Annotated in this window: 18 protein-coding genes, 3 tRNA genes and 3 rRNA genes; 11 read left to right on the top strand and 13 right to left on the bottom strand. The window is 48.1% G+C overall.

The genetic code is table 11. The features are described from left to right. Nucleotides 1-138: 138 nt before the first annotated feature. From JOY44_RS10240 to JOY44_RS10255, 4 genes are all read right to left on the bottom strand, one after another. Nucleotides 139-3,351: a GAF domain-containing protein gene (locus tag JOY44_RS10240; protein ID WP_171573470.1), complete on the bottom strand. Its 3,213-nt coding sequence runs from the start codon at nt 3,349-3,351 to the stop codon at nt 139-141. A 777-nt stretch (nt 3,352-4,128) separates the two neighbouring features. After that, nucleotides 4,129-6,297 carry a glutamine synthetase III gene (locus tag JOY44_RS10245; RefSeq protein ID WP_171573471.1) on the bottom strand — a complete coding sequence of 723 codons (2,169 nt, stop codon included), beginning with the start codon at nt 6,295-6,297 and terminating at the stop codon, nt 4,129-4,131. Nucleotides 6,298-6,409: 112 nt separating this feature from the next. Continuing rightward, nucleotides 6,410-7,387, bottom strand: coding sequence for a polyphosphate kinase 2 (gene ppk2 / locus JOY44_RS10250; RefSeq protein WP_242541738.1), 978 nt, complete (start codon nt 7,385-7,387; stop codon nt 6,410-6,412). Nucleotides 7,388-7,682: 295 nt separating this feature from the next. Then, the gene (locus JOY44_RS10255; RefSeq protein WP_171573472.1) at nt 7,683-8,372 is read right to left on the bottom strand and encodes a hypothetical protein; all 690 of its coding nucleotides are present in this window, start codon (nt 8,370-8,372) and stop codon (nt 7,683-7,685) included. Nucleotides 8,373-9,026: 654 nt separating this feature from the next. Between JOY44_RS10255 and JOY44_RS10260 the strand changes: the two genes are divergently transcribed. The 5 genes from JOY44_RS10260 (at nt 9,027) to JOY44_RS10280 (ending at nt 14,253) form a co-directional block, all read left to right on the top strand. Continuing rightward, the gene (locus JOY44_RS10260) at nt 9,027-10,361 is read left to right on the top strand and encodes an adenylate/guanylate cyclase domain-containing protein (protein WP_171573473.1); all 1,335 of its coding nucleotides are present in this window, start codon (nt 9,027-9,029) and stop codon (nt 10,359-10,361) included. Between the two features lie 361 nt (nt 10,362-10,722). After that, nucleotides 10,723-11,304, top strand: coding sequence for a hypothetical protein (locus JOY44_RS10265; protein WP_171573474.1), 582 nt, complete (start codon nt 10,723-10,725; stop codon nt 11,302-11,304). Nucleotides 11,305-11,450: 146 nt separating this feature from the next. Beyond that, nucleotides 11,451-12,280, top strand: a protein-coding gene (locus JOY44_RS10270; RefSeq protein WP_415881100.1) for an IS5 family transposase whose coding sequence is annotated in 2 segments (ribosomal slippage) — nt 11,451-11,841 and nt 11,841-12,280 — 831 coding nt in all. Because the reading frame shifts where the segments join, the coding sequence is not laid out codon by codon here. A 153-nt stretch (nt 12,281-12,433) separates the two neighbouring features. Beyond that, the gene (locus JOY44_RS10275; protein WP_171573475.1) at nt 12,434-13,543 is read left to right on the top strand and encodes a hypothetical protein; all 1,110 of its coding nucleotides are present in this window, start codon (nt 12,434-12,436) and stop codon (nt 13,541-13,543) included. 131 nt (nt 13,544-13,674) lie between these two features. Further along, nucleotides 13,675-14,253 carry a TIGR04376 family protein gene (locus JOY44_RS10280; RefSeq protein ID WP_171573476.1) on the top strand — a complete coding sequence of 193 codons (579 nt, stop codon included), beginning with the start codon at nt 13,675-13,677 and terminating at the stop codon, nt 14,251-14,253. Between the two features lie 72 nt (nt 14,254-14,325). Here the strand turns inward: JOY44_RS10280 and JOY44_RS10285 are convergent, their stop codons facing one another. Genes JOY44_RS10285 through JOY44_RS10295 form a run of 3 tightly spaced genes read right to left on the bottom strand, consistent with a single transcriptional unit; the run spans nt 14,326 to nt 15,678 of the window. Further along, the gene (locus JOY44_RS10285; protein ID WP_171571904.1) at nt 14,326-14,892 is read right to left on the bottom strand and encodes an IS630 family transposase; all 567 of its coding nucleotides are present in this window, start codon (nt 14,890-14,892) and stop codon (nt 14,326-14,328) included. Then, nucleotides 14,889-15,404: a helix-turn-helix domain-containing protein gene (locus JOY44_RS10290; RefSeq protein ID WP_171573477.1), complete on the bottom strand. Its 516-nt coding sequence runs from the start codon at nt 15,402-15,404 to the stop codon at nt 14,889-14,891. Before JOY44_RS10290 ends, JOY44_RS10285 begins: the two co-directional genes overlap by 4 nt. A 55-nt stretch (nt 15,405-15,459) precedes the next feature. After that, nucleotides 15,460-15,678 (bottom strand): hypothetical protein, encoded by a 219-nt coding sequence (locus JOY44_RS10295; protein WP_171573478.1) that lies wholly within the window; start codon nt 15,676-15,678, stop codon nt 15,460-15,462. Between the two features lie 620 nt (nt 15,679-16,298). Here JOY44_RS10295 and JOY44_RS10300 point away from each other — a divergent pair. After that, a tRNA-Thr gene (locus JOY44_RS10300) sits at nt 16,299-16,370 on the top strand. Between the two features lie 499 nt (nt 16,371-16,869). On the opposite strand, the gene JOY44_RS10305 is transcribed toward JOY44_RS10300, so the two are convergent. Continuing rightward, entirely contained in the window at nt 16,870-17,118 is a 249-nt protein-coding gene (locus JOY44_RS10305) for a hypothetical protein (protein WP_171573479.1), read from the bottom strand. 113 nt (nt 17,119-17,231) lie between these two features. Here JOY44_RS10305 and JOY44_RS10310 point away from each other — a divergent pair, with 113 nt between their 5' ends. The 3 genes from JOY44_RS10310 (at nt 17,232) to JOY44_RS10320 (ending at nt 18,804) form a co-directional block, all read left to right on the top strand. After that, complete coding sequence (locus tag JOY44_RS10310; protein ID WP_171573480.1) at nt 17,232-17,552, top strand: transposase; 321 nt, start codon at nt 17,232-17,234, stop codon at nt 17,550-17,552. 47 nt (nt 17,553-17,599) lie between these two features. Beyond that, nucleotides 17,600-18,477, top strand: a protein-coding gene (locus JOY44_RS10315; protein WP_242541715.1) for an IS630 family transposase whose coding sequence is annotated in 2 segments (ribosomal slippage) — nt 17,600-17,929 and nt 17,932-18,477 — 876 coding nt in all. Because the reading frame shifts where the segments join, the coding sequence is not laid out codon by codon here. A 30-nt stretch (nt 18,478-18,507) separates the two neighbouring features. Beyond that, nucleotides 18,508-18,804, top strand: a complete 297-nt coding sequence (locus tag JOY44_RS10320; RefSeq protein WP_171573481.1) for a transposase — start codon at nt 18,508-18,510, stop codon at nt 18,802-18,804. Nucleotides 18,805-18,920: 116 nt separating this feature from the next. Here the strand turns inward: JOY44_RS10320 and rrf are convergent. The 5 genes from rrf to JOY44_RS10345 all read right to left on the bottom strand — a co-directional run bounded on the left by rrf (nt 18,921) and on the right by JOY44_RS10345 (nt 23,952). Then, a 5S ribosomal RNA gene (gene rrf / locus JOY44_RS10325) occupies nt 18,921-19,037 on the bottom strand. Nucleotides 19,038-19,096: 59 nt separating this feature from the next. Beyond that, nucleotides 19,097-21,968, bottom strand: a 23S ribosomal RNA gene (locus JOY44_RS10330). Between the two features lie 225 nt (nt 21,969-22,193). Further along, nucleotides 22,194-22,266, bottom strand: a tRNA-Ala gene (locus JOY44_RS10335). Nucleotides 22,267-22,274: 8 nt separating this feature from the next. Continuing rightward, a tRNA-Ile gene (locus JOY44_RS10340) sits at nt 22,275-22,351 on the bottom strand. A 113-nt stretch (nt 22,352-22,464) separates the two neighbouring features. Beyond that, nucleotides 22,465-23,952 (bottom strand): 16S ribosomal RNA (locus JOY44_RS10345). The 16S, 23S and 5S rRNA genes sit together here with 2 tRNA genes alongside, the layout of an rRNA operon. A gap of 361 nt (nt 23,953-24,313) precedes the next feature. On the opposite strand from JOY44_RS10345, the gene JOY44_RS10350 reads away from it, so the two are divergent. Then, the gene (locus JOY44_RS10350; protein ID WP_171573482.1) at nt 24,314-24,529 is read left to right on the top strand and encodes a hypothetical protein; all 216 of its coding nucleotides are present in this window, start codon (nt 24,314-24,316) and stop codon (nt 24,527-24,529) included. 262 nt (nt 24,530-24,791) lie between these two features. Then, the gene (locus JOY44_RS10355; RefSeq protein ID WP_171573832.1) at nt 24,792-26,651 is read left to right on the top strand and encodes a DUF3352 domain-containing protein; all 1,860 of its coding nucleotides are present in this window, start codon (nt 24,792-24,794) and stop codon (nt 26,649-26,651) included. Nucleotides 26,652-26,673: the final 22 nt, after the last annotated feature.

The raw sequence follows: 26,673 nt of genomic DNA on the forward strand, positions 1-26,673 counted from the left end.
ATCTCTCGCGCAGTTCTATTAGCGCATAATTTATGTCCTAATAGAGTTGCAACTATTTAGATATCCGTAGTAATCGTGATAATAATTTTGGATTGCAATAAGACTGTAACAGGAGATATTAAAACTATTACTTAAGAACTATAAGTATTTGATTAGCAACAGTTCAAGCCGGACTATATCGAGTGGTTTGCTGAGATAGTCGGTGGCACCGTGGGTCAAAAAGTTTTCGCGATCGCCCGCCATCGCCATTGCTGTAACAAGAATAACGGGAAGATCTTGTAGATCGGGTTCACTCCGCAACTGCTTCAGCAACTCTAGTCTAGAGAGCGTTTGAGACAACTGCACATCCATCAATATCAAATTGGGGCAAAAGTCTCGTACTCGCGTGAGGAAATCGTCACCATTACAAAGCGTTTCTACCTGATAGCCGATCGCTTTCAAGTAATCTTGCAGCAATGTTGCGCTAATCACGTCATTTTCAACCAGCAAAATCTTCCCGGTTGACTGTTGGTGTTGAACAACGTAAGGGTTAAGGGCAAGAGCCTGCGATCGTGGAGGTGATTCTATTAAAACATCGGGTAAAAACAGGGTAAATTCGCTGCCCACTCCCGGCACGGATGATACAGTAACATCGCCGCCGTGTAGCCGGGCCAGCTTGCGAGTGAGGGCAAGCCCTAGCCCAGTTCCAGCATAGCTTCGGGTCAGTTCACCATCGAGTTGACTAAAGGGCTGAAATAGCAGATCTAGCTTGTCAGCAGGAATGCCAATACCCGTATCGGCAATGGTGAATGAAATCCCCTGCGGCTGTTTACACACAATTAGAGAAACGGTTCCAGCAGAAGTAAACTTCACTGCGTTGGATAGTAGATTGAGTAACATTTGCTTGAGTCGTCGTTCATCGGCAGTGCAAAACTTAGCGTTGGCATCTAATTGACTAACTAACTGCAATCCTTGCAAGGTCGCTTGTTCTCGTACCATCGCAAGGCAATAGTGACAGAGATCATGAGCCGCTAAAACGGTTGGCATCAGGGTTTCTCGTCCGGCTTCGACTTTTGCCAAATCCAAAATGTCATTGATCAACATCAACAAATGTTCACCGCTGCTATGAATATGATTGATATATTCAAGCTGCTTGGCGCTGAGGCTACCGAAAATTTCTCGCTTCAACACTTGAGATAAGCCTAAAACGGCATTGAGCGGAGTGCGAAGTTCGTGGCTCATCGTTGCCAAAAAATCGGTTTTGGCGCGATTTGCCGCCTCGGAAACCCGTTTTTCTTGTTCTAACTCTTGAGTGCGCTGTTTAACGAGTTGCTCTAGACATTCATAGCTTTGGGCGTTGTAGAGGGCGATCGCGGTTTGGTCAGAAATGCGTTGCAAAAATTGCACTTCCTCAGGGGTAAAGGTGCGATAGCAAGTTGTGGTGTGCAAACTGAGCGCCCCAAACAGCTTTTCGCGAATAAAAATTGGCGCACATAAAACCGACAGGGTTTGTCCGTCGTTGATATGAGTTTGCCGTCCAGGTGTTGTCAGCAATTGAGTCATATCGAAGGCATAGAAAGTCCGACCCTGATTAAACTCAGAGTTTGGATCTGCTAAGTCAGTCCAATCTTCTACAGGAAAGGCTTGGTCAATGAGGGACGGAATGGTTGGGTCAGCGCACCATTCCTTGCGCGCACAAATGGTGTCATTAATGGTGAGGATCAACACTCGATCGACCCCAAAACTTTCGCCTGTGCGATCAACAATTTCTTGCAAAATATTGTCAGGGTCTAGATTCGAATTGACTGCTTGCCCCAACTGGTTAAGCACCTGTTCCCGTTGGGCTTGATGTTGCAACTGACTAAAAAGTTGGGCTTGCTGAATCGCGATCGCCACTTGGACTGCCAGGTTTTGCACTAAATCGATTTCAAAGGCTTGCCACTCGCGAATGGCACGACAGTGATGGACTGCTAACACTCCCCAGATCTGCTCACCTTGAGAGAGAGGAACGACTAGTTTGGCTTGCACCTGGATCTGCTGCATAAAAACCAGATAGTCTGGGGACAAATTCTGCTGAGTAACATCGTGCATAACATACAGTTGTCCCTGTTCATCAAGGGCATGGTTATCTTGATGCCAGCTTTGATGCGCGTCGTGCTGCTTGCTGAGCGACCAGTCGGGATCTACGGAAGCAGCGACCAACACCCCATGCTGGGCATCAAAGCGATACACCAAGACGCGATCGGTTTGCAAAAATTGCCGGACTTCATCCACGGTGCGGTGCAAAATTTCTTCTAGATCCAAGGATTGGCGAATTTGGAGAGCGATCGCCCCTAGTAGCCGATCGCGATCGGCTTGCTGCTGCAATTGCTGTTCAGCATGTTTGCGCTGGGTAATATCAGAAACGGTTCCTTCGTAATAAAGGATTTCTCCAGTCTCACCATATACACAGTGAGCATTTTCTGAAACCCAAATAATGCTGCGATCCGCGAAACCATCCTTAGGGGAATCGCGGCGATAGACCTGGGACTCAAACTCAGAAACCGAGCCGTGTTGCTGCATGATCTCTAAGAACGCAGCCCGTCGATTCGGATCAACATACAGTTGCTGCTCGATGGTTGTTAAATGGGCAATCAACTCTTCGGGCGATGTATATCCATAAAGACTAGCAAGAGCATGATTAGCGCTGAGATAATGCCCATCCAGTGAAGTTTGAAAAATTCCTTCAGTGGCATTTTCAAAAATGCTGCGATACTTCGCTTGAGAATGCAGAATAGCAGCCTGCTGAGCAAGTGCAGCTTGGGCTTGTTTGCGATCGCTGATATCTACAGAAATGCCGACAAAGCCAATCGGGCGATCGCGATCGTCTCGCAGCAACGTATTTTTCACCTCAGCCCAGAACTGAGAACCATCCTTGCGGTGAACAATAAGCTCCCCTTCCCACAATTCCGCCTTAAACACCTGGCTGACCATTTGACGAGCGATCGCTTGTCCATTCGCCTGATCCTGCATGGGTTCTAATACAGCAAGAATCTCTTTCCCCAAGACCTCTTCTGCCTGCCATTGGTAAAGCTTCTCCGCATAAAAGTTCCAATGGGTAATACAGCCTTGCAAATCAGTGGCGATGATTGCATTGCAAACTTGATTGAGTAAAGAGGCTTGAAATCTAAGCTGATCAAATTGCGTTTGCTGTTGATGCTGAATTGTTTTCAAATGTGCTTGAAGGCGATGACGTTCTACTTCCGCAGACAAAAGTATTTGCTGCAATTCATCAAACGCAGAATCATCACGACAATACTGGCGCAGGTTGGGTACGTAACTCAGTCCTATATCCTTTCCAGAGAAGTTTTCTATATTTTCCCAGCTTTTCACGATGCAAAGTTGATTCTATATTGTGTTGAACTCAAAAAGGAAACTCAATAAGTTTGCTTAAAGCTACATTAGTTCAATTGACTATAGATATTCTTAGCTTAAGAGCTTATGGCAACACAATTAAGTCGTTCATAAATGAGTCAGTAAGATTTGACCTCAGACCAGAACAAAAGCGTGTGAAGGAAAGGGAAGGGGTTCATGAGAGTCGCTACATTTTAATGTTGAAATCCTATGAATGAGGTTACTCGACTGCGAAAGATTTTGCGACCTCGCCCCGATTGGCACGGGGCTAGACTCATCGGGTGGCTGTTTCTTTATTGCGCTGATTACAAATCAAGACCGTCAACCTCAGCGAATTGGCTATCTAGCTTTCAGTGTTTCTAGCCCAAATCGATTCCGCATTACAAGCAATGACAACGGTTTTTTCGAGACTTTGAGAGCGACACGCAGTCATTGCCCAGACTGTGATAGCGTTTTGATCTTTACTTAAGTGTTCCTGATTATGATTTTAGGAAAAGCGCTTATGCTATTAAACTTGCTCAACAGAGATACGACAAAAACCAGAGAATCATTAAAATACTTTCAATATTGTCCTGTACCGTCTGGCGGTAAGCGCAATCAAACAGTCATTTGCTGCGGATATTTCTGGGTCATGACGGAGCCAAGTAAGACAAAGTCAGAGTTGACAAAATATAAGGGCGGGTTCAGCCAAGAAAATAGTGGCATAAGCCATTCATTCCCTAACTGAGCCCGCCCTCATTCTAAAAAGGCGATTTATTATTTCACGAACAGCATTTCTTGATAAGTGGGTAGGGGCCAAAAATCGTCTGCTATTTCACCTTCTAAGGCATCAGCGTATTCCCGCACCTTGTCCATCAAGGGACGGATGGTTTGGGAGGAATACTGCATGTGTTCTTCTGCGGTAGCAAAGTCGTGCTTATCTAGGGCAGCGCCAAGTTTGCTGACCATATCAGTCATGGATTTGGTTAGACCCGCCACTTTTTCAGCGGTTTCTTGTTCTAGGGCAATGCCAATCTCCTTGAGATTAGAGATCGCGTTAGACAATTCAGACAAATAGCGAACAGCAGCGGGGTAAATCATGGTTTTTGCCATACTGATTACCAGCTTCGCTTCCACTTCGATCGCCAGAATGTATTGCTCGGCATACACATCAAAGCGGCTTTCCAGTTCAACCGGAGTCAGTACGCCAACCCGATCAAACAACTCTTCGATGTAGTCAGCTTTAAGCACGGGCAAGGCATCCGCAGTAGTTCGCAGGTTTGCCAAACCCCGCTCTTCGGCGATTTTGTGCCATTCTTCTGAATAGCCATTGCCACCGAATACGACAGCGCTGTGCTTGTCCATTACCTCTTTTAAAACGGCATGGACAGCCCCATTGAGATCCATTCCAGCCGTCATTTTGCCGTCCATTTCATCAGCAATCCAGGTAAGGGAATCTGCCAATATCGTGTTCATTGCCACCAAGGGACCCGATACAGATTGGTTAGACCCAACGGCTCGAAACTCAAAGCGGTTGCCTGTAAAAGCAAAAGGAGAGGTGCGGTTGCGATCGCCCGGATCTTTAGGAAAACTAGGCAACGTATCCACACCCAAATCCATCACTCCAGCATGATCAGAGCTTTCTGGCTGACCCGCGCTAATTTGCTTAAATACGTTCTCAAGCTGCGACCCCAGGTAGACCGAGATAATCGCTGGAGGAGCCTCATTCGCACCTAAACGATGGTCATTACTAGCAGTGGCAACCACCGCACGCAGTAATGGACCATATTTGTGAGCGCCCCGAATCACCGCACCACAGAATAGCAAAAACTGCATATTTGAGTGGGGGGTGTCGCCCGGATCAAGCAAGTTGCCTTGAGTGGCATTACCCACTGACCAGTTGACGTGTTTACCCGAACCGTTAATTCCAGCAAACGGCTTTTCGTGGAGTAGGCAAACAAACCCATGTTTCTTTGCTGTCATCTTAAGCAACGTCATAATCAATTGCTGGTGATCACTGGCAACGTTTGCCGCTTCAAAGAAAGGTGCAATTTCAAACTGGCCGGGAGCTACTTCGTTATGTCGGGTTTTTGCGGGAATGCCTAGGCGGTACATTCTCTCTTCTACGTCCTGCATGAAGACTTGGACGCGCTCTGGAATGGCACCAAAGTAGTGATCATCAAATTGCTGACCCTTAGCGGCGGGTTTGCCAAACAGCGTTCTGCCCGTCAACAACAAATCGGGGCGGCTATGAGCAAAATGAGCATCCACCAAAAAGTATTCTTGTTCTGCGCCGCAGCTAGAGTTGACTGGGGCAATATCTGTGTGTCCCAAAAGCTTCAATACCCGGACTGCGGCTTTGCTCATGGCTGCGATCGATCGCAGCAGCGGGGTTTTCTTATCGAGGGCTTCTCCAGTCCAGGAAATGAAAACAGTGGGAATGCATAAGGTCACACCGTTATCGGTTTCCATCACATAGGCAGGACTGGTAACATCCCATGCGGTGTAGCCCCGCGCCTCAAAGGTGGATCGCAAACCACCATTGGGAAACGATGAGCCATCCGGTTCTCCCTGTACCAAAACCTTTCCGGTGAACTCAGTGATGACTGAGCCATCGCTTTGCACAGAGATAAATCCGTCATGCTTTTCAGCAGTGGCGTTGGTCATAGGATAAAAGACGTGGGCATAGTAGAGCGCACCTTTGGAGGTAGCCCAGTCTTTCATGGCGGCGGCAACTGCACCGGCTACAGAAACATCTAGTTTTCCACCTGTTTTCACCGTGTGTTTAACAGACTTAAATACGTCTTTAGGCAAACTTGCCTGCATCTTGCTAAGGGTAAAAACATCGGTTGCCCATAGTGCTTCCAACCGTTGAGGAACTTTGGGTGGCAAAGGCTTGCGATCGGTAACTTGAGAAACGGCTTGAACACGCAATTCGTGGGTCATCGTTAGTTTTCTCCGAGAGTGTTGTGCTTAGAGAGCATACTTGGTTGAATCTTTCTAAACTGTGTTGTAAGAACAGTTATAGCGACGAAATATGCCTTTCGGGTATTGCGCACTAATAAATTGGCGGTACAAAAAACTGCTCATTGCGGGGTAGACGCACATAATTTTGCGGAGCGGCTTTGCGGGGCGACAATTCTAGCGGCTTGGGAGTCATATCAACATAGGGGATTTTGCTCAGGAAATGGCTGATGCAGTTGAGCCGAGCGCGTTTTTTATCATCTGCTTCTACAGTAAACCAGGGCGCTTCGGGAATATTGGTGTGGGACAACATCGCGTCTTTGGCTTGGGAGTATTCCACCCAGAGATCGCGGGATTCTAAGTCCATGGGACTCAGTTTCCAACGGCGAGCCGGATCAGTCGTGCGAGACTGAAAACGGCGTTCCTGCTCATCATCACTGACAGAAAACCAATACTTCAGCAGAATGATGCCGGAGCGAACCAACATCCGCTCAAACTCTGGACAAGTGTGCATAAATTCTTGATATTGCGCGTCGGTGCAGAAGCCCATTACACGCTCTACCCCTGCGCGATTATACCAACTGCGATCGAAACAGACGATCTCGCCTGCGGCGGGAAGATGAGCCACGTATCGTTGGAAATACCACTCAGTTTTTTCGCGATCGCTCGGCGTGCCCAGCGCCACAATCCGACAGCCGCGAGGATTGAGCTGTTCAGTAATTCGCTTAATGGTGCCGCCTTTGCCTGCTGCATCCCGCCCCTCAAACAAAATGACAATACGAGTGCCCGTATGTTTCGCCCAATACTGCATTTTCACCAGTTCGATTTGAAGTCGAGCAAGCTCTTTCTCATAAAATTTACTCGACAGCTTAGAACTACCTTCTCCTTCTGAGGGATAGTACAGCGCTTTCAGCTTAGGGTGCTTAAGTTTAAATTTCTTTTTCTTATCTTTCTTCTTATCTTTTTTTTCCTTGTCTTTTTCCTGCTTATTTTTAGGAGCTTTCGATTTTACAGCCGACTGATTCAACGTCATAGCTTTAGAGGAAATACCATTTGAAGTTTTAGCTGTCATAGTTTTAATAAAAAAATATTTGCCAATTGACAAATTGTTTAGCATTGAAAGGGTAGTAGCCACGCGATCAAACAATTCGCAACGTTGATCGTGAAGGATACAAAAGTCAGGCTACTTAAGACCTGATATGCAATCATCTAACCCAGCTAAACAGTTTTTTCTCCCATTTTGGGGATAGTAGAAAGAGAAAATTAGGACATTTGTATTTCAAGTTGCCAATGACAAGAAAAGCAATCTCTGGCGATGAGCAATCATGCTGAGCGGCAATCACACTTAATATTGACGATTAAGGGATCTACTGGGTTTGTACTTGAGGACCAGTCCACACGCTGCTGCTAACCTGTCCATAAGTAACTGGGCGATCGCCCTTAGCCATAGTAGTTTGTCCAGTGGTATCCACCGTCCACTGTTGCCAGTTTTCGTCTCCCAATATGCCCGCTCTGAACAAAACTCGCCCCGGCTGAAATTGGCTCCAACCCAGTAAGACTGCATTGGTATAGTCAATTTTGGTGGGAGCTACTGTGTTTACCCGATTGCGAGATTGATTCACAATCACCGCATAGTCAGAGGCAATGTCTGACCCAAAAAAGGACTCAAATTCTCGTGCCAACAGGCGATCGCCTGACTCAGACCAAGACACCGGAATTGCGATCGAGATTCGCCCTTCTAGATCTGCACCCGTATTCAAAAATGGGTTGTCTGCCAGCGGGGATGCAGGAGTAATTGCTTGCAAATCGCCAGTTCGTAGATTTTCTAGAAACAATACACTGGTCACGTGACTGCGAAAATACTCGGGCTCAACCTGCATTTGAATCCGGCTATAAGCAGCATAATCTTGGCCAGGTGAAATCAGCGATTGGCTACGATAGCAGTAAATTCCCGATAAATTGCTTGCGCTACTGGTGTTAAGAGTTGCTAGTACCCATCCCCAAGGAACTGGATGTGGACTATCCAAAGGGTCAATTTGTATCGATTGATGGGACATAGCTAGGCTCAGGAGAATGTGAAGTTGAATGATGCGAAACCATATCTCTAGTTTGACTCCATCATCCAGAGGCGTTGCAAAATAGAACGAAGCGATGACAAGCCTGTTAAAAGAAGTGGCAACTAAAGGAAAGAACTCATCAAATAGCCCTATTCAAAGTTTGTAGCTTGAGCAAATAGCCCCACCAAAATAAGTGTAGCCCCACCAAAATAAGTGGACTGTGAATATCTCAAGAGGCATGAAGTGAATAACTATAGCCCCGTAATCGTTTGACGAGTGATTCTATTTAGTTAAAAATTCTTACTTTATTTATAGCAAGCATTTTCGATCACGACATCTATCTTCAGAGAGCTTTTCGAGAGATTCATCATTGAAGTGGGAGGTGGAAAGGTGAGAAGTGCTGTTGGAAAGGGTGCAAAAAATTGATCATGCCGCAGGTTCAGTGCACACAGGCTGGCAATCGCCGACTTAGAGTTTGCCTGGCTATTTTTGATGGGTCTAGCGATTATTTCCCTATTCCTCATGGTTTTATTAGGATCAAAACGGCAGAGACGCGATCGCATGACGCAGGTCATCTTTTAGTGACTCTCAGTAGTTATCGCCTTTGTTTAAGGCACTCTGGTACAAATGGGAAAAAGCAGGGGCAAATCAACCATGAATCAGGATGCACCAAAACTTAGCCAACGCTTCCGCTCGCGGCGATGGATTCAAGCACTGTTTGAAAATCCGGGCGACTCCGGTGCCGCTAGTTATGAGCAATGGCAGCAGCAATTTTTGCTAAAGCGACTGCAAATTGCTATTGGGCTATGGCTGCTGTATCACCTTAGCTTTCTCCCGTTTGATCTATCCAGTGCGCTATTTGATCGCGATCGCTTCAACAACTTTTGGCTCACCGTTTCGACAGTTAGTTCGCTTGGATTGCTGATTTGTTTAGCGCTTTTGCAAACCCGATTTGGGCGACGACATCTAGCGCTGATTTTTCTCGGCGTTGCCTGGAGCGTTCCATTAACATTTCACATTTTGCTGACCCAACGTGGACAAATTGAAACCAATTACTACCTTTGGATGATGCCGTTTTTTGCCCTAGCTGCTGTTATTCCAGTATGCTGGCGACTGCATTTGACGGCTCAACTAGGCATCATTTTGTATTACGTAGGAGTGAACTTAGTTCGGGGCAATCGCATCACTGCAACCACTGGAACTACGGTTGATTTGCCCGAAGAAACTTACCTGACCCTGTTTTGGTTTTGCTTTGTCTGTAATCTATCCGTGTTTATGTATGAGCGATTGGCGCGGACGGCGTTCAAAGCGCGTCAAATTCTGGTTGTCGAGCAAGAAAAATCGGAGCGCCTGTTGCTCAATATTTTGCCTCACTCGATCGCAGAGCGACTAAAACACCAGACTGACAGCATTGCAGATAATTTCGCTGAAGTGACGGTGCTGTTTGCCGATATTGTCGGCTTTACTCAACTGTCTGCCCAAATGCCGCCCGAAGCATTGGTGAACCTGTTGAATCAGGTGTTTTCATTGTTTGACCAACTTGCCGCCCGACACAACCTAGAAAAGATTAAGACGATTGGAGATGCCTACATGGTGGTGGCAGGTTTGCCAGAAGCGAGAGCCAATCATGCAGCCGCGATCGCCGACATGGCACTCGAAATGCAGCAGTCTCTTGGCCTATTGAATGACCAACTTGGATACACCCTCAGCATTCGGGTCGGCATTCATACGGGACCAGTTGTGGCAGGGGTGATTGGCTTAAAAAAGTTTGCCTATGACCTCTGGGGCGATACGGTAAATACGGCGAGTCGCATGGAGGCTAGTGGCATTCCAGGCGAAATTCAGGTGACGCAAACAACTTACGATTGCTTAAAGCAATCCTATCGCTTTGATGAACGTGGCACGATTCCCATCAAAGGCAAAGGCGACATGACGACCTACTTGCTCAAAGGGCGATCGCGCATTCAAGACGCAGTATTACTGGGTTAGTCGATATAGAAAAGCGCGAGTTACAAACTGCGAATACAGTTCTTGAATCCCAATAAGCGAACAAAAAAAGCGATCGCGTAGTAAAAATAGCTGCATAAAACTCACGCTCCCATCAAATACTGCAAGCTAAGCCTATTGCAAGCTGTGTCCCCACTTCTACGGAAAGTTGCAGTAGCAGAATGTAGTCACCATCACGACACTCGCACCGGAAAGAAGTCGGAGCTTACCCAGCTTTTTCTCAATTAGAGGGTTGCTCTAGGTCTTTTTGGTTGGCGGTTTGTACCCTATCTGAAACTTTCAGTGGGCGAAAGATTGTCGTGCGAATTTTTACTCACGGTTGGAGTGTTTAAGGGGAATAGAGATGAAAGGAAAACTATTGGCGATCGCAACTATTTTGTCTATCCATGGGATTATCCCCCCCGTAACGACGTTAGCTTACGCAGAAAACGCCCCAAAAGATACGACACATACCAAGCTAAGTTGGGTTCAGCCTCAAGCAGCATCGTTGCACGTCACCCTAAGTTCCAAATTTACGAATACTGGAGAACGCATTCTAAATGTGGATTTGGTGCGTGAGGGAGAAGTGGTAAAACGATTGCAAGCGGTGTCTGGCAAGCCGCAGAAGCAAGCCTTTCGGGTAGGAAGTGAATCGAGATCGGGTTCGCGGGAACCCTTGCCTCAAGGAATCTATGCGATCGGTCAAATTGATCGGGGCGTAGGGTTGCCTCTTGCAATGGGAAATACGTTTATTCCAGTTACACCGCAATTTTCCACATCGCGCAGCGGCATTGGCATTCATCGCGATGCGGATCGCATGATTCCAGGTGGATCAGGAACAATTGGCTGCTTGGGGTTGCTCAACCAAACGGGGATTGAAACCGTGGCAGAATTTATCTCCATCTATAATGTCAAAACGTTGATTGTGGATTACGGGCTAAAGTAGCGTTTACCTCAATCCCAGCTTGTACCAACCAGCATTCCAACACTGACGCACCCTCAGACTGAAAGAAATGCCATTAGTTGTTTGAGAATAGACCTCTTGCGTGAATGTATGTAAGCAGCTAGAACTAGGTCAAGGAGGAGGATATTATGACCTACGAGCAACTTAGCCAACTTAAACCCGGAGCTTTCAAACGTCGATGTGGGGTTCACCTTGAAACGTTTGAGCAGATGGTAGCAATATTGCGTCCCGATCTTGACCGCAGGGGAAAACGGGGTGGACAGTGCAAATTAAGCGTAGAAGACCAATTGTTGGTCGTACTTGAATACTGGCGAGAATACCGGACACAGTTTCATATCGCCACCACGTGGGGGATGAGCGAGTCAGCCGTATGTCGATTGATTCAAAAGGTGGAAGGATTATTGACCAATTCAGACCAGTTTCGGCTACCCGGCAAAAAGCAACTCTACCAGAATGCCAGTACTTGGAGCGTAGTGGCAGTGGATGTGACTGAAAGCCCCATTGAGCGTCCCCAAAAAAACAGCGAGGCTACTACAGCGGCAAGAAAAAGCGGCATACCCTAAAAGCTCAAGTGGTAGTCAATCAAGCGACTGGACAGATTATCTGCACAGCCTTTGGCAAAGGGCGAGTCCATGACTTTCGCTTGTTCAAGCTCCATCGCCTGCCGATGCTGCCGGAGCAGTTGTGTTTAGCGGACAGAGGCTATCAGGGTATGGCAAAGCTACACCCCTGTAGTTGCACTCCAACCAAAAAGCCCCGTAAAGGCAAATTGAGCAAAGCTGAGCGTCAGCACAACCGAAATCTAGCCCGATTGCGAGTAGTCGCTGAGCATGTCAACCGCAAGCTCAAGATTTTTCGGATTCTCGCTGAACGGTATCGAAATCGACGCAAGCGCTTCGGGTTGCGCTTCAACCTGATTGCGGCGATCATCAACTGTGAACTTTCGCTCTCTTCTTGATTCACGCAAGAGTTCTATTTTTAAGCAATTGGCAATTGGCAGGGTGCATCATGAATATTTCTATAAAATTGCTTTCAATCTGAGCGGAAATCGTTCCCAAAGTGATTTCGTCATCTATACTTCTTTCGAGCATTCATTTTTTACGAGCAGCCTATGTTTCAGGATGCCAGCACGAATCCAGTCTCGCCGAATTCTTCCGATGCGGCGGCTGACGCCAAGGAGACGGGAGGTTTTTCGTCAAATTCTTATGTCGATCGCCTGATGGACGACCTGTTCGAGGATGTGGAGCAGCTTTTGCATGGTGAGTCGCAGCGAACTGACCATTCAGCGCTTTCGCTATCGCAACCGGCCGATCTATCACCTAAGCCTGAAGTCGCTCCAGCTTTGGCTATGCCGCCTTTTGAGGCTGCGATCGCGCCACCAGAAGAGCTATCGTCAAGTTCTGCTTTGGCAATGTTAGATTCATTGTCTGTTAGCCCAACGGGTGAGCAAACCGCTATGGTGCCTGAAACGGCATCCATTACAGCCAGCGCAGTTGCATTGCCCCACGATCATCGCCCCCCTGGCAGTGTATACGATCGCCTATTGCTGGCTGTCGGCTGTGTTGCAGTCGTTGTGTCATTGGCGCTGTGGTTGCTCTATCAAGAGTCTCGTCGTCCGCAGGTAGTGACATCCGTGCCTACCGCAGGGACAGCGGTCACTCCGGAATCTGCGCCCCAAAATCAGTTTTCGGATTACGCCCAAAAAGCTCTGCAATCCATTGATCAGCGATCGCAGCAAGGCGGTTCCACGGCAACGGCAAGTGCAGCCACGGCAGGTGCAGCCACTTCCGGCACGCCCACAGTCACCATACAAAAACCCATTACTCCTACCTCCCTCACACCCGACCGTGCCACCACCGGGCTGGGGCGAGTGTATGTTCCCGTCTATCAGTTTCCATCAAACTTTAAGCCACCTAATTCAGTGACTCCTTTACCGGGTGTTGCACCTTCAGCCGCATCCCAATACAATGCGCCTGTCCGCAAGCCAGTTGCAACAGCAGCTAGCCCAATCACTCCTGGGGTTCCCCGGCGGCTGGCAGGTGTCCTAGAGCTGGGCGATCGCTCTGTGGCGCTGTTTGAAATTAACGGTGTCACTCAGCGCTATGGTATTGGCGAGAGCATCGGCTCCTCTGGCTGGTCGCTTGTAGAAGTGTCTAAAGAACAGGCAATGATTCGGCGCAATGGCGAAGTGAGATCAGTGTTCGTTGGGCAAAATTTTTAAGGTGCGTTGGATAAGTTGTTAGTTTTTAGCGGGATAGATACAGTGTGATTGGGGTCGGTGTATTTACCAATCGGCGATCGCCCCTGTCTATCAACTGATTGCCCTTTTAACCACCCTTTGGAGTCTTGATTATGGGCGTGTTTGATGATTTCAGCCAGTTTTTAGAATTGCGCCTAGAAGAATTTTTGCGCGATAATCCGCACTTGGAACTGATGGTGCTGGAAGAAAAGCTGCGGGATCAAGAAGAAGAAACCCTAAAGCTGATGACCGACCTAAAGGTAAAGGAAAAAACCTTGCAGGATGAAATCTTGGCGATCGCCCAAGAAATTCAGCTTTGGCACGCCCGTATTGAAAAAGCCAAAGCTAAAGGTCGGGTCGATTTGGCTGAACCTGCTGAAGTGCGAGAAGCTGACCTACTGCGCCAAGGTAATCAAAAATGGGGTCAACTGGAAATGCTAAAAGAGCGCTTTCAGCAGACGCAAGAACTACAGAAAAAAGTTGAACAGCGTCGTAAAGAAGTTCAACGAAAAGTGAGCGAGGCGCAAGTCAACCGCACAGCGACTCAAGCGGGAGTGAGCAGCAGCGCAAACTGGAGCAAAAACCCCACCTATATGAATAGTAGTGGCGGTAAAGATCCGTTAGATCAGCAGTTTAACCGCTGGGAAGCGGAGGAAGAACTGGAACAGCTAAAGCGCAATATGGGTAAGTAATAGTTAGAAAGTGCTGGGTTCAATTGCCTTCATTTCATCGATCGCGCCCAATGCTTTCAAAGTCATACCAATTTAAATGGTTTCAATGACAGATAGTGCATTGAGGATAAAGGGGTAGCCCGTGAGAGAAGCAATCACTTGAGGGGTTAACTGGGATAAGAGTTGATCTACTCTGGATTGCAGTTGGTCAAGCGTTTTGAACGAAACCCACTTGAGATCCGCCTTGAGATATTCCCATAGCCTCTCAATTGGATTTAACTCCGGACAGTAAGGCGGTTGGAACACCAGGATAATGTTCTGTGGCACAATCAACGCTTTGCCTTTGTGGAACCGTCCGTTATCCACTTGCAGGATATTGAGACTATCGGGGTAAGCCTTGGAGAACTCATCCAAGAAGCATTGGTAGCACTCGGTATCGACATGGGAGAACTGCCAGAAAAAGGATTCTCCGGTGGCAGGTTCCACAGCGCCATAGAGCCAGAATGCTTTGAACACCCGTTGCCATGAGCCAATGGGTTTCACTCCAAAGGCTGTAATCAAACGCCCGATAATGGTATGCAGCCCAAAGCGGCTCTCATCCCCAGCAAAATAGCGAATAGGTCGTTTATCCTGGCGCACTTGCCGAGCGTATTGGCTCAACAAATCGAGGTCGTCTGCAAGGTTTGCTTAAATGCCTCTCGTTGTGCTCGGTTCTGCTTGAGGTGTTGGGGACGAGCCACTTTTAGCTTGGCTTTGAGCCGATAACGGGTCATCTGGTAGACCGCATGATACTGGGCTTCTATTCCTAAACTCTCCAAGAGCCACTGCTGCACCTCCCCATAGCTGTCAAACCCATTGTCCGGTTCCTGCAATCGCTTTGCTAAGGCAACTTCTGCCCACATTGGAATCATCCGGTTGCCTCCTCCTGGCGTTGGCTTGACCACCAGCAATGCCTCTAATCCTTGTGCTCGATACAGCGCTAACCACTTTTGCACCGTGCCTCGATGCCTGCCAATTGCAACCGCGATCTGGCTGATGCTCGGTGCTTGCGCTCGTTTGAGCCAGTACAACACTTGCAATCGTTCTTTAACTATCGGCTGTTCAACCGTTCGCAAGCGGGTGCCTAACTCCTCGAGACTTTCTTTAATTACGATTGCGCTGACACCAGCCATGATTAGACTCTCACCTCTACATTCCTCAGTTTATCTGATCTGTAACTACTCCAATTTAATTTGGTATTACTTTCTGTGCTTCTGTCAAACCGGTCGCATTTGTAATCATCATGTTTTCATAAGGACGGGGACAGCGCAGCGTTTTGAGGTGAGTTCCAGTTTCAAGGCTCCAAGCCTGAATGGTTTCATCCTGACTTCCACTTAGAAGCACCTCATGATTTGGGTTTTGAACAAGTGACCAGACCGAATTTTGGTGTGCTTGAAACACTGCCATACAGTCTCCTGTTTTAATATTCTAGGTACGGATGGTTTCCAACGAGACTATGTATGGAGCTTCCCTACTTTTACCAAGCAAGGAAGTATAAGCATTCCATTAGCAGAATTGAAATAAATGATGATAGTTCTATGGTAGGCAGCATGACGATCTCTATTTATCACCAAAACCTCTAAAGCGTTTATTCTACGTATTCACATCTTTACTGCTGAGTTGCGATCTCTCGTAGGATATTCGCTGTAACTAGAGTGCGATCTCTGTTGAGTTGGGCAATCCCCAGTTGAAAAAGGAATCACTTTTTTGATGAGGGCGATTTTTCTTTTTGAGCTAAGACGCGATCGCATCGTGTAGCCGAAAAAAGTTGGTGGTTTGGTCAATCACCTTTTAGTCAGTTCTTCAACAAACTGTTGTCCGTAATCCTGAAACCTGAACCGTCGTTTAGGTTGTGAATGTGACTATTCTTGACTGTTTGAGAAGACGCACAAATTAAGTAGTTATAGAAACAACTATCAGCAAGACTCTACCTCTCCATCATTACCTTAACTACTAACCAACTTAACTACTAACCAAGCATCCTCTGATCTCCTAAGCCTGTTATAATTCGTGGTTGTTGCTTGTTTGCCGATGTGGCTCAGTGGTAGAGCACTCGATTCGTAATCGAGCGGTCGCGGGTTCAAATCCCGCCATCGGCTTTGTACTTGTACGTTCGCACATTAAATGTCGCAGTTCGCAAATTAGTGTCGTTTTGGCTCATTTTTTGTCTAGGTTTGCGTTTTTCGTAAATTAGTGTCGCAATTTCTCAAAAACGTACTATTCACAGATTAATGTCGTTTCATCTTAAGACGAGTCGTTTAGTACCAATTACGAATCGAGTGCTCCTTTCAGTGCTCCAGTTGAGACTGTTTTCGATGTTGTATGTCAAGCAATTACAAGTTATGAGGGAGCGGAAGCTACGCTTCAACTACCCATCTCTGGGAGAGCGACTGCGATCGCTTCTTTTTGTCATAACTCCTTTGTACTCGATAGCTTTCAGCCCCAGATCTCTGGGAGAGCAATTACGACTGGAGCGCAATTGCCTCGTCATCTTATCTAATTAATCTTTCAGCCCCTATCTTTGGGAAAGCGATTGCGACTCCAACCTCACAGCGATGATAAACCGTTTTCTTGCTGATTCTGCAGGGCTTCAGGCGGTTATCCATGTCCGCTTGAGGATGGATGTTTGACTAGGTGGCACAGGTAATTGTCCAGCAATCCGTGTTTGAGTTGATAAATTACTGGTCCTGCTTGCATTGCTAATCCATTAAGACGTACCCAAACCAGGACAGCATAACCGATGTGGTTGCGTTGCATCGGGGCTTTGCGGCATTGACAAGCTTCTAGCCCTATCACCTGTTTGCTCTGGCGGTGCAGTTGCTCAATTTTCCAGCGGCAGCGACACACTTGCTGATACCAAGTTGCAAGCAGAATGGTAAGAGTAGATATTCCTAGCCCAGATTCGATAACAACGCAGTCTCATGGCCCGTATCACGCTCCACTCATACGGGTACGACCCAATGCTTGGTGCACTGTACGCGAGTGAGCAAGATTCTCCTGGAGTACGCAAGCAGCGAGATGAATACCGTTGTTGGTTAGAGCAGGTGGATGTGCGCAACTTGGTGTTCATTGACGAAGCCGGCATTCATCTGGGCATGGTGCGCTTGTTTGCACGAGCGTTTCGAGGACAACGAGCAGTCGATGGGGTTCCTCGCAATCAAGGAACGAACGTTTCTGTGATTGGGGCACTGAGTCTCGATGGGTTGATTGCCTCTATGACCCTGAAGGGCAGTGTGGATACGGCAGCATTTTTAAGCTATAGCTATTGCCAGGACCAATAGGACATAGACTGAGAGGTATCCCCAATCCTACGAGGGTGAGTGCATCTATGGCAAAAGCATACAGTTACGACTTGCGACAAAAGGTGATCAATGCCATCCAATTAGACGGCATGAAGCAGAGTGAAGCCGCCCAAGTGTTTCAACTCAGTCGCAACACGATCAATCTATGGCTGAAGCGACAGAAGGAAACTGGAGACTACCAAGCCAAAACAACTCGTCCCCATCGAACCACCAGCAAAATCACCGATTGGGACAAGTTTGCCAAATTTGCCAAGCAGCATGGGGGCACAACCCAAGCGCAAATGGTCGAGTTGTGGCAAGACCAACTCAGTGTTCGCACAATTTCCAGGGCGTTACACAAACTGGGCTTGAGTCGAAAAAAAAGACCTATGGCTACCTTGAACGCGATGAGCACAAACGAGCAGAGTTCCTAGAGCAGCTAGCCAAAGTGTCTTTATCCGACCGGGTGTACATCGATGAATCGGGAATGGATGAGCGAGAGGATTATGGATATGGTTGGTGTGAACCCGGTGTGCGATTTGAAGCACTCAAGTCAGGGCGACGGGTTCAACGAATCAATATGATTGCGGCTTACTGTGAGCACCAACTGAGTGCTGCTTTTACCGTGAACGGCTCTTGTAATCGAGTCGTGTTTGAAATCTGGCTAGAAACGTGTTTGCTGCCAACGCTTAAGCCTGGGAAGGTTTTGATTCTCGACAATGCCACGTTTCATCATGGGGGACGGGTTGCTCAATTGGTGGAGTCGGTAGGGTGTCGGTTGTTATATTTACCCGCTTATTCTCCAGATTTCAATCGGATTGAAAAGTGTTGGGCCTGGCTGAAAAGTCGTATTCGCAACAGCTTGTCTAGCTTTAGTTCTTTACGGCAAGCAATGGAGTCGGTCCTGAAAGATGCTGTGTCCTAACACTGTTGTCTGTAGCTATACGTCAACGATGTGTTAGTCCCACAATTATGGATAGGGGCAATTGTGGTCATGGACAACCTGAAAGTTCATCATGCCCACTCGGTCCGAGCTGCTATTGAAGCGGTGGAAGCACAGGTGGTCTTCTTACCCCCTTACTCCCCAGACTTATCTCCCATTGAACTGTGTTGGTCGAAACTCAAGCAATTTCTACGTTCCAAAGCAGCTCGTACTGACCCAGCCCTTGACCAAGCTATGACGGAGGCGGTCCACTACATCACCGAAAATGACGCGCTCGGCTGGTTCAATCACTGCGGTCTATTCACTTGAAAATCGCTGTAAGTCGGTTGGAACACCAGGATAATGTTCTCTAGCACAATTAAGTTTTTGCCTTTCATGAAAAAGGTCTGAACAACTAAAGTTGTTCAGACCTTTTTCATTTATAAACCTGGCATCGAGCTATTTTTGCAGGACGCAGCCGTCCAACTATCTTTGCCGCAGAAGCGTTTCACAGCTGAGTTCGAGATGGATCAGAGTGGTTCCACTACGCCATAGACACCAGGAAATCATGTAATAACTAAAACCTTAAAGGCTGCATAGTACTTGTCAACACCAACGATCTGAGGTCAAGCCCTCGGTCTATTAGTACTCCTTGACTACATGCATTGCTGCACTTCCATCTAGAGCCTATCAACGGGTGTTCTGCCCGTGACCTTACTGGGTTACCCCATGAGAGCACTCATCTTGAGGTGGGCTTCCCACTTAGATGCTTTCAGCGGTTATCCGCTCCGCACATGGCTACCCTGCGTTTACCGTTGGCACGATAACAGGTACACCAGCGGTGCGTTCCTCCCGGTCCTCTCGTACTAAGGAGGAATCCTCTCAATGCTCTTACGCCTGCACCGGATATGGACCGAACTGTCTCACGACGTTCTGAACCCAGCTCACGTACCGCTTTAATGGGCGAACAGCCCAACCCTTGGGACGTACTACCGCCCCAGGTTGCGATGAGCCGACATCGAGGTGCCAAACCTCCCCGTCGATGTGAACTCTTGGGGGAGATCAGCCTGTTATCCCTAGAGTAACTTTTATCCGTTTAGCGACGGCCTTTCCACGCAGCGCCGTCGGATCACTAAGGCCGTGTTTCCACCCTGCTCGACATGTTCGTCTCGCAGTCAAGCTCTCTTATGCCTTTACACTCTACGGCTGATTTCCAACCAGCCTGAGAGAACCTTTGCGCGCCTCCGTTACCTTTTAGGAGGCGACCGCCCCAGTCAAACTGCCCGCCTGAAACTGTTCCCTCGCCGGATAACGGCAAAGGGTTAGAATTCTAGCCTCACCAGAGTGGTATCTCACCGTTGACTCCACAATCCCCACAAGAATTGCTTCAACGTCTCCCACCTATCCTGCGCAAGCAAAGCCCGAACCCAATTCCAGGTTACAGTAAAGCTTCATAGGGTCTTTCTGTCCAGGTGCAGGTAGTCCGTATCTTCACAGACAATCCTATTTCGCCGAGCCTCTCTCCGAGACAGCGCCCAAATCGTTACGCCTTTCGTGCGGGTCGGAACTTACCCGACAAGGAATTTCGCTACCTTAGGACCGTTATAGTTACGGCCGCCGTTCACCGGGGCTTCAGTCGCCAGCTTCGCTTGCGCTAACCGACTTCCTTAACCTTCCGGCACTGGGCAGGCGTCAGCCCCCATACATCGTCTTGCGACTTAGCGGAGACCTGTGTTTTTGGTAAACAGTCGCTTGGGCCTCTTCACTGCGACCACCTCTCGGTGGCACCCCTTCTCCCGAAGTTACGGGGTCATTTTGCCGAGTTCCTTAGAGAGAGTTATCTCGCGCCCTTGGGTATTCTCAACCATCCCACCTGTGTCGGTTTCGGGTACGGGTCAGTTTAGATTAACGTGGTTAGAGCTTTTCTTGGAAGCTTGACATCACACACTTCGAGGACGTATCCCCTCGTACTCGCGCCTCCGCTCAGAACGTTTTCTCCGTTCCTCATTGCCTTGGACGCTTGAACCGGTAACCAACATCCGGCTGTGTTAGCCTTCTCCGTCCCTCTTCACAATCTAAACTAAGTACGGGAATATTAACCCGTTGTCCATCGACTACGCCTTTCGGCCTCGCCTTAGGTCCCGACTAACCCTCCGCGGACGAGCCTTCCGGAGGAAACCTTGGGATTTCAGGGCATTGGATTCTCACCAATGTTTGCGCTACTCAAGCCGACATTCTCACTTCTGCTTCGTCCACACCTGCTTTCGCTGATGCTTCAAACTACAACAGAACGCTCCCCTACCATTCTTTCGAATCCACAGCTTCGGTACATCGTTTAGCCCCGTTCATTTTCGGCGCAGGAGCGCTTGACCAGTGAGCTATTACGCACTCTTTTAAGGTTGGCTGCTTCTAGGCAAACCTCCTGGTTGTCTATGCACTCCCACCTCCTTTATCACTTAACGATGATTTGGGGACCTTAGCTGGTGGTCTGGGCTGTTTCCCTCTTGACGATGAAGCTTATCCCCCACCGTCTCACTGGCAACGTGTGCACTGGGTATTCAGAGTTTGACTCGATTTGGTACCGCTCTCGCAGCCCGCACCGAACCAGTGCTTTACCCCCCAGCTATAATCGTTACCGCTGCGCCTAAACACATTTCGGGGAGAACCAGCTAGCTCCGGGTTCGATTGGCATTTCACCCCTAACCACACCTCATCCGCTGATTTTTCAACATCAGTCGGTTCGGACCTCCACTTGGTGTTACCCAAGCTTCATCCTGGACATGGTTAGATCACCCGGGTTCGGGTCTATAAACACTGATTAACGCCCTGTTCAGACTCGCTTTCGCTTTGGCTTCGTCATTCTCGACTTAACCTACCAGTGCCTATAAGTCGCCGGCTCATTCTTCAACAGGCACACCGTCACACGTTAAATCGTGCTTCGATTGCTTGTAGGCTCACGGTTTCATGTTCTATTTCACTCCCCTTCCGGGGTTCTTTTCACCGTTCCCTCGCGGTACTGGTTCACTATCGGTCACACAGTAGTATTTAGCCTTACGAGGTGGTCCTCGCTGATTCACCCGGAATTTCACGTGCTCCAGGCTACTCGGGATTCAGCTAGTATCTTTAAGTTTTCGACTACAGGACTTTCACCTCCTCTGGTACAGCATTCAACTGTTTCGTCTAACCGCTAGATTCCATATCGCTGTCCCACGACCCCAGTAAGCATGCTTACTGGTTTAGGCTGTTCCCGCTTCGCTCGCCGCTACTAGGGGAATCACGTTTGTTTTCTCTTCCTACAGCTACTAAGATGTTTCAATTCGCTGCGTTCGCTCTCGCCACCCTATAGATTCAGGTGGCAGTATGTAGGGTTGCCCCATTCGGAAATCCCCGGATCAATGCTTGCTTCCAACTCCCCGGGGCGTATCGCCGGTAACTGCGTCCTTCTTCGCCTCTGTGTGCCTAGGTATCCACCATGAGCCCTTATTAGCTTGACCACTATCTTTAACTTTCTTAAGTTACACATTGGTGTCTGTGAATCAATATCTAGTATCAAAGTTTTTGATGTGTTCATCAAAAACAAATCACTATCTATTGTTCCTACCTGACAAGTTACTATGCAGTTTTCAAGGTTCTAACTGGACTTTAATCCAGCAGGCTCTCTCAACTAGAATAAATACCCTTAGGTATAAACACTCTTGAAATAAGATGCTGAATTGGAGTGGAGGTTAACGGACTCGAACCGTTGACATCCTGCTTGCAAAGCAGGCGCTCTACCAACTGAGCTAAACCCCCCAACAAGATGGTGGGCCATCCTGGACTCGAACCAGGGACCTCACCCTTATCAGGGGTGCGCTCTAACCACCTGAGCTAATAGCCCATATCCCTTACCTAGATAGTTTGAAAGCCATTTAATACATAGACCTCGACCGACCTTAGGTTGACCGTCTAAACCCTGCTATCAAAAGCTTGGTCTAGCGGGAGGTCTCCCTTAAAGGAGGTGATCCAGCCACACCTTCCGGTACGGCTACCTTGTTACGACTTCACCCCAGTCATCAGCCCTGCCTTCGGCATCCCCCTCCTTACGGTTGGAGTAACGACTTCGGGCGTGGCCAACTCCCATGGTGTGACGGGCGGTGTGTACAAGGCCCGGGAACGTATTCACCGCAGTATGCTGACCTGCGATTACTAGCGATTCCTCCTTCATGCAGGCGAGTTGCAGCCTGCAATCTGAACTGAGCCATGGTTTATGAGATTAGCTTGCCATCGCTGGCTTGCAACTCTTTGTCCATAGCATTGTAGTACGTGTGTAGCCCAGGGCGTAAGGGGCATGCTGACTTGACGTCATCCCCACCTTCCTCCGGTTTGTCACCGGCAGTCTCTCTAAAGTGCCCAACTTAATGATGGCAACTAGAAACGAGGGTTGCGCTCGTTGCGGGACTTAACCCAACATCTCACGACACGAGCTGACGACAGCCATGCACCACCTGTGTTCGCGCTCCCGAAGGCACTCCCGACTTTCACCGGGATTCGCGACATGTCAAGCCCTGGTAAGGTTCTTCGCGTTGCATCGAATTAAACCACATACTCCACCGCTTGTGCGGGCCCCCGTCAATTCCTTTGAGTTTCACACTTGCGTGCGTACTCCCCAGGCGGACAACTTAACGCGTTAGCTACGGCACTGCACGGGTCGATACGCGCAACACCTAGTTGTCATCGTTTACAGCTAGGACTACAGGGGTATCTAATCCCTTTCGCTCCCCTAGCTTTCGTCCATGAGTGTCAGTTTCGGCCCAGTAGCGCGCCTTCGCCGCTGGTGTTCTTCCCAATATCTACGCATTTCACCGCTACACTGGGAATTCCCGCTACCCCTACCGTACTCTAGTCTCTCAGTTTCCACTGCCTATATGGGGTTAAGCCCCACGCTTTAACAGCAGACTTGATAAACCACCTGCGGACGCTTTACGCCCAATAAATCCGGATAACGCTTGCATCCTCCGTATTACCGCGGCTGCTGGCACGGAGTTAGCCGATGCTGATTCGTTAGGTACCGTCAGTTCTTCTTCCCTAACAAAAGCGGTTTACGACCCAAAAGCCTTCGTCCCGCACGCGGTATTGCTCCGTCAGGCTTTCGCCCATTGCGGAAAATTCCCCACTGCTGCCTCCCGTAGGAGTCTGGGCCGTGTCTCAGTCCCAGTGTGGCTGATCATCCTCTCAGACCAGCTACCGATCGTCGCCTTGGTCAGCTCTTACCTAACCAACTAGCTAATCGGACGCGAGCTCATCTACAGGCACTAAAGCTTTCACCTCTCGGCACATTGGGTATTAGCAGACGTTTCCATCTGTTGTCCCCAACCTATAGGCAGATTCTCACGCGTTACTCACCCGTCCGCCACTAAAGTCCGAAGACTTTCGTTCGACTTGCATGTGTTAAGCATACCGCCAGCGTTCATCCTGAGCCAGGATCAAACTCTCCATGTTATTCCAACTCTCTCAAGTTGATTGGAGTTTGTAGCTCTACTTATATCAAAATAAAAGACCTATACAGATCCCTTATCCATCCAAACTGTTTAGGGTTTTAACCCCCTAAACTATTATCTATTGACGAGGTTCTTATGTCTCTCGTGGCTTTCAAACTATTACTATGTCTAGGTCCTGGCGGTTTTAATCAGAGTCGCTCTCGCTCCCCCGTTTCGACCGCTTTACTAAGATAACCTCCCTAATCTCACTTGTCAACTAAATTGAATGGGGAATTATGAAGGGCGAAATTACGGGGCGAAATGCTTATCGTGAGAATCGCTGTTTCAGCTCTCTAAATGCCTCTGTTGTTTAGAGAGCGAAGATGGTTGACACGATTGTGTTTTCACTTTACCAATTGTTGGCATTGCTGCTGGACAAACGCATTGGCACAGATACCTACCTGCTATGGGATAGAAGATGCAGCCTGCTCTTCACCCAAAAACCCCGTTCCTTTTGGCGTATCAGCGCATTATGGAAACGATTTGGAGACTTTGTAGGAAATCATTGGTTAACCTTGGAAAAATCCGGATCATCGTGATGCCAGTTTGATTTTAGCGGGGTTCCTACGTGCTGGCAGTTAGCGAACTCACATTTGCAGAAGCTTGTACGCTAGAAGATATGTTAGGTAGTCAGACGACGTGATCGGATGGGCATAAGATTGCTTTGACAGGCGCAATGGGTCAAAATTTGTATCATCTTTTTGCATAGTGTTCTTCATTATCGTTAATGGGTGGAAAGGGCGATGTGCTGAAATAATGGATGCTGGATTGTTATTGCCATTACCCAGCAGCATGATCACCATGAAGCTTCGTTCTTTTTTTTCGGGTCTGCTTATCGCCGTGTTTGCGTTTTTGCTGCTGGGGGCGGGTGAATTTTATTGGATTGCGGCGCAAAGTCCACTGGCATTGTTGAGTCAGGGTATGAAGAATATCCCCAATGCTGCCATGTTTGTGTCAAAGCAAGCGCCAGCCATGGTGTCGCTGTTAGTTAACCCAGACAAACTGGAGCAATTTTGGCAGGTGGTGGCTCGTCCTCAAGAACGGCGACGATCGCGGCAAGAGTTAACTCAATTTAAACGAAGCCTGTTGGCAAACACCGGACTGGAGTATGAGCGGGATGTGAAACCGTGGCTTGGCGATGAAATCACTATCGCCGTTACCACATTGGATTTTGATCGCGACTTGTTAAACGGCAAACAACCAGGCTATTTGCTAGCGATCTCTACAAAAGATCCAGAGCGATCACGGGAATTTTTGCAGTTGTTTTGGCAAAAAAGGGCGATCGCGGGAAATGATTTGACATTTGAACAATATCAGGGCGTGAAGTTAATTTATGCCGCTGTGCCAACCGGAAAAAAACACGCGGAAGAGAAATTAAAGCAGGATAAGCGAAAAGCCTTTGATAGTATTCCCGATGATCTGTTTCCTATCCCTGCTCTCGCCAGTGCCGTTGTTGGCGACCAATTTGTCCTGTTTGCCAATCATCCTAAGGTGCTGCGTGATGCCATTACCAATGTGCAAGCTGTGGACTTGAACCTAAACAATGCCAAACCCTACGCTCAAGCGCTTGATACATTAACGCAGCCCCGAATTGGGTTAACCGTAGTCAACTTGCCCCAACTGACCGCTTGGCTAGAAGGATCGACCCTTGAGTCAACTGTCAAAGCAACAGGAAAGGCTCAAGCTGCAAATGTTTTAGATATGAAAAAGGCAGTCATTGAACCGAAGTATTCAACCCTGGCGATCGCCTTAGGACTAAATCCACTGGGCTTAATGGCAGATACCGCTTTGTTAACGGCTGATGGCAGTTCAACTAGCAAGCCTTCCTTAACTCAACCTGTAGCAGCACTACAATATTTGCCTGCTGCTAGCCTGTTCTCCTTGTTGGGCACTCATTTAGATAGCACTTGGAGCAGTCTTAGTAAGGATTTGGCAGGCTATCAGGTGCTCTCTAAACTGCTAGACCAACCTTTAGATGCTGTGCGATCGCGCTGGCAGCTTGACCTAGAAAAAGACGTATTTGACTGGGTGAAAGGCGATTACGCCCTGGGTTTACTGCCGAATTTCACGGTCGAACCCGTCACCAACGCAAAAAGCAAAAGGCAACCCATTTCTCGCCGTACTCCAAATTTACCGACCAATGATTGGATTTTCATTGCAGAGCGACCCACTGGAGAAGCTGATAAACAGGCGATCGCTCATTTAGATGACCTCGCAAAAACTCAAGGGTTGAGCGTCGGTTCTCTGCCTTTGGGTGATCAAATGGTTTCTGCCTGGACTCGTCTCACCCCAAGCAGTGGCAAAAATCAGGCAAAAACGTTGCAAGCAGAAGTTCAGGGCGTTCATACAACCGTTGGCAATTATGAACTGTTTACGACTTCGATTGAAACAATGGATCGAGTGCTCAAGACGGGAGGCAATTCTTTGAAAAACAGCGATCGCTTTGAACAGGCGATAGCGCCCTTATTGCAACCCAACAATGGCTATGTCTATCTCGATTGGACAGAGGGGAAGGCGGTTTTAGAACGCCAATTTCCTATCCTAAAAATCATTGAACTGGTTGGAAAACCCTTATTTAACCATCTGCAATCCTTAAGTCTGAGCAGTTACGGCATGGAATCTGGGGTTCAGCACAGCGGCGTGTTTTTGAAGCTAGAGTAGGGCAATCGCGAAGGAAAAGATG

Source organism: Leptolyngbya sp. Cla-17 (assembly GCF_016807185.1).
In the GTDB taxonomy this organism is placed as follows: Bacteria; Cyanobacteriota; Cyanobacteriia; order Leptolyngbyales; family Leptolyngbyaceae; genus ULC077BIN1.

What these genes read in the sequence shown, in the direction of transcription:
- JOY44_RS10245 (WP_171573471.1), bottom strand. Translation starts at nt 6,297, where the DNA reads ATGACCCACGAATTGCGTGTTCAAGCCGTTTCTCAAGTTACCGATCGC.
- ppk2 (WP_242541738.1), bottom strand. Translation starts at nt 7,387, where the DNA reads ATGACAGCTAAAACTTCAAATGGTATTTCCTCTAAAGCTATGACGTTG.
- JOY44_RS10255 (WP_171573472.1), bottom strand. Translation starts at nt 8,372, where the DNA reads ATGTCCCATCAATCGATACAAATTGACCCTTTGGATAGTCCACATCCA.
- JOY44_RS10260 (WP_171573473.1), top strand. Translation starts at nt 9,027, where the DNA reads ATGAATCAGGATGCACCAAAACTTAGCCAACGCTTCCGCTCGCGGCGA.
- JOY44_RS10265 (WP_171573474.1), top strand. Translation starts at nt 10,723, where the DNA reads ATGAAAGGAAAACTATTGGCGATCGCAACTATTTTGTCTATCCATGGG.
- JOY44_RS10275 (WP_171573475.1), top strand. Translation starts at nt 12,434, where the DNA reads ATGTTTCAGGATGCCAGCACGAATCCAGTCTCGCCGAATTCTTCCGAT.
- JOY44_RS10280 (WP_171573476.1), top strand. Translation starts at nt 13,675, where the DNA reads ATGGGCGTGTTTGATGATTTCAGCCAGTTTTTAGAATTGCGCCTAGAA.
- JOY44_RS10290 (WP_171573477.1), bottom strand. Translation starts at nt 15,404, where the DNA reads ATGGCTGGTGTCAGCGCAATCGTAATTAAAGAAAGTCTCGAGGAGTTA.
- JOY44_RS10295 (WP_171573478.1), bottom strand. Translation starts at nt 15,678, where the DNA reads ATGGCAGTGTTTCAAGCACACCAAAATTCGGTCTGGTCACTTGTTCAA.
- JOY44_RS10310 (WP_171573480.1), top strand. Translation starts at nt 17,232, where the DNA reads ATGCTTGGTGCACTGTACGCGAGTGAGCAAGATTCTCCTGGAGTACGC.
- JOY44_RS10350 (WP_171573482.1), top strand. Translation starts at nt 24,314, where the DNA reads ATGGTTGACACGATTGTGTTTTCACTTTACCAATTGTTGGCATTGCTG.
- JOY44_RS10355 (WP_171573832.1), top strand. Translation starts at nt 24,792, where the DNA reads ATGAAGCTTCGTTCTTTTTTTTCGGGTCTGCTTATCGCCGTGTTTGCG.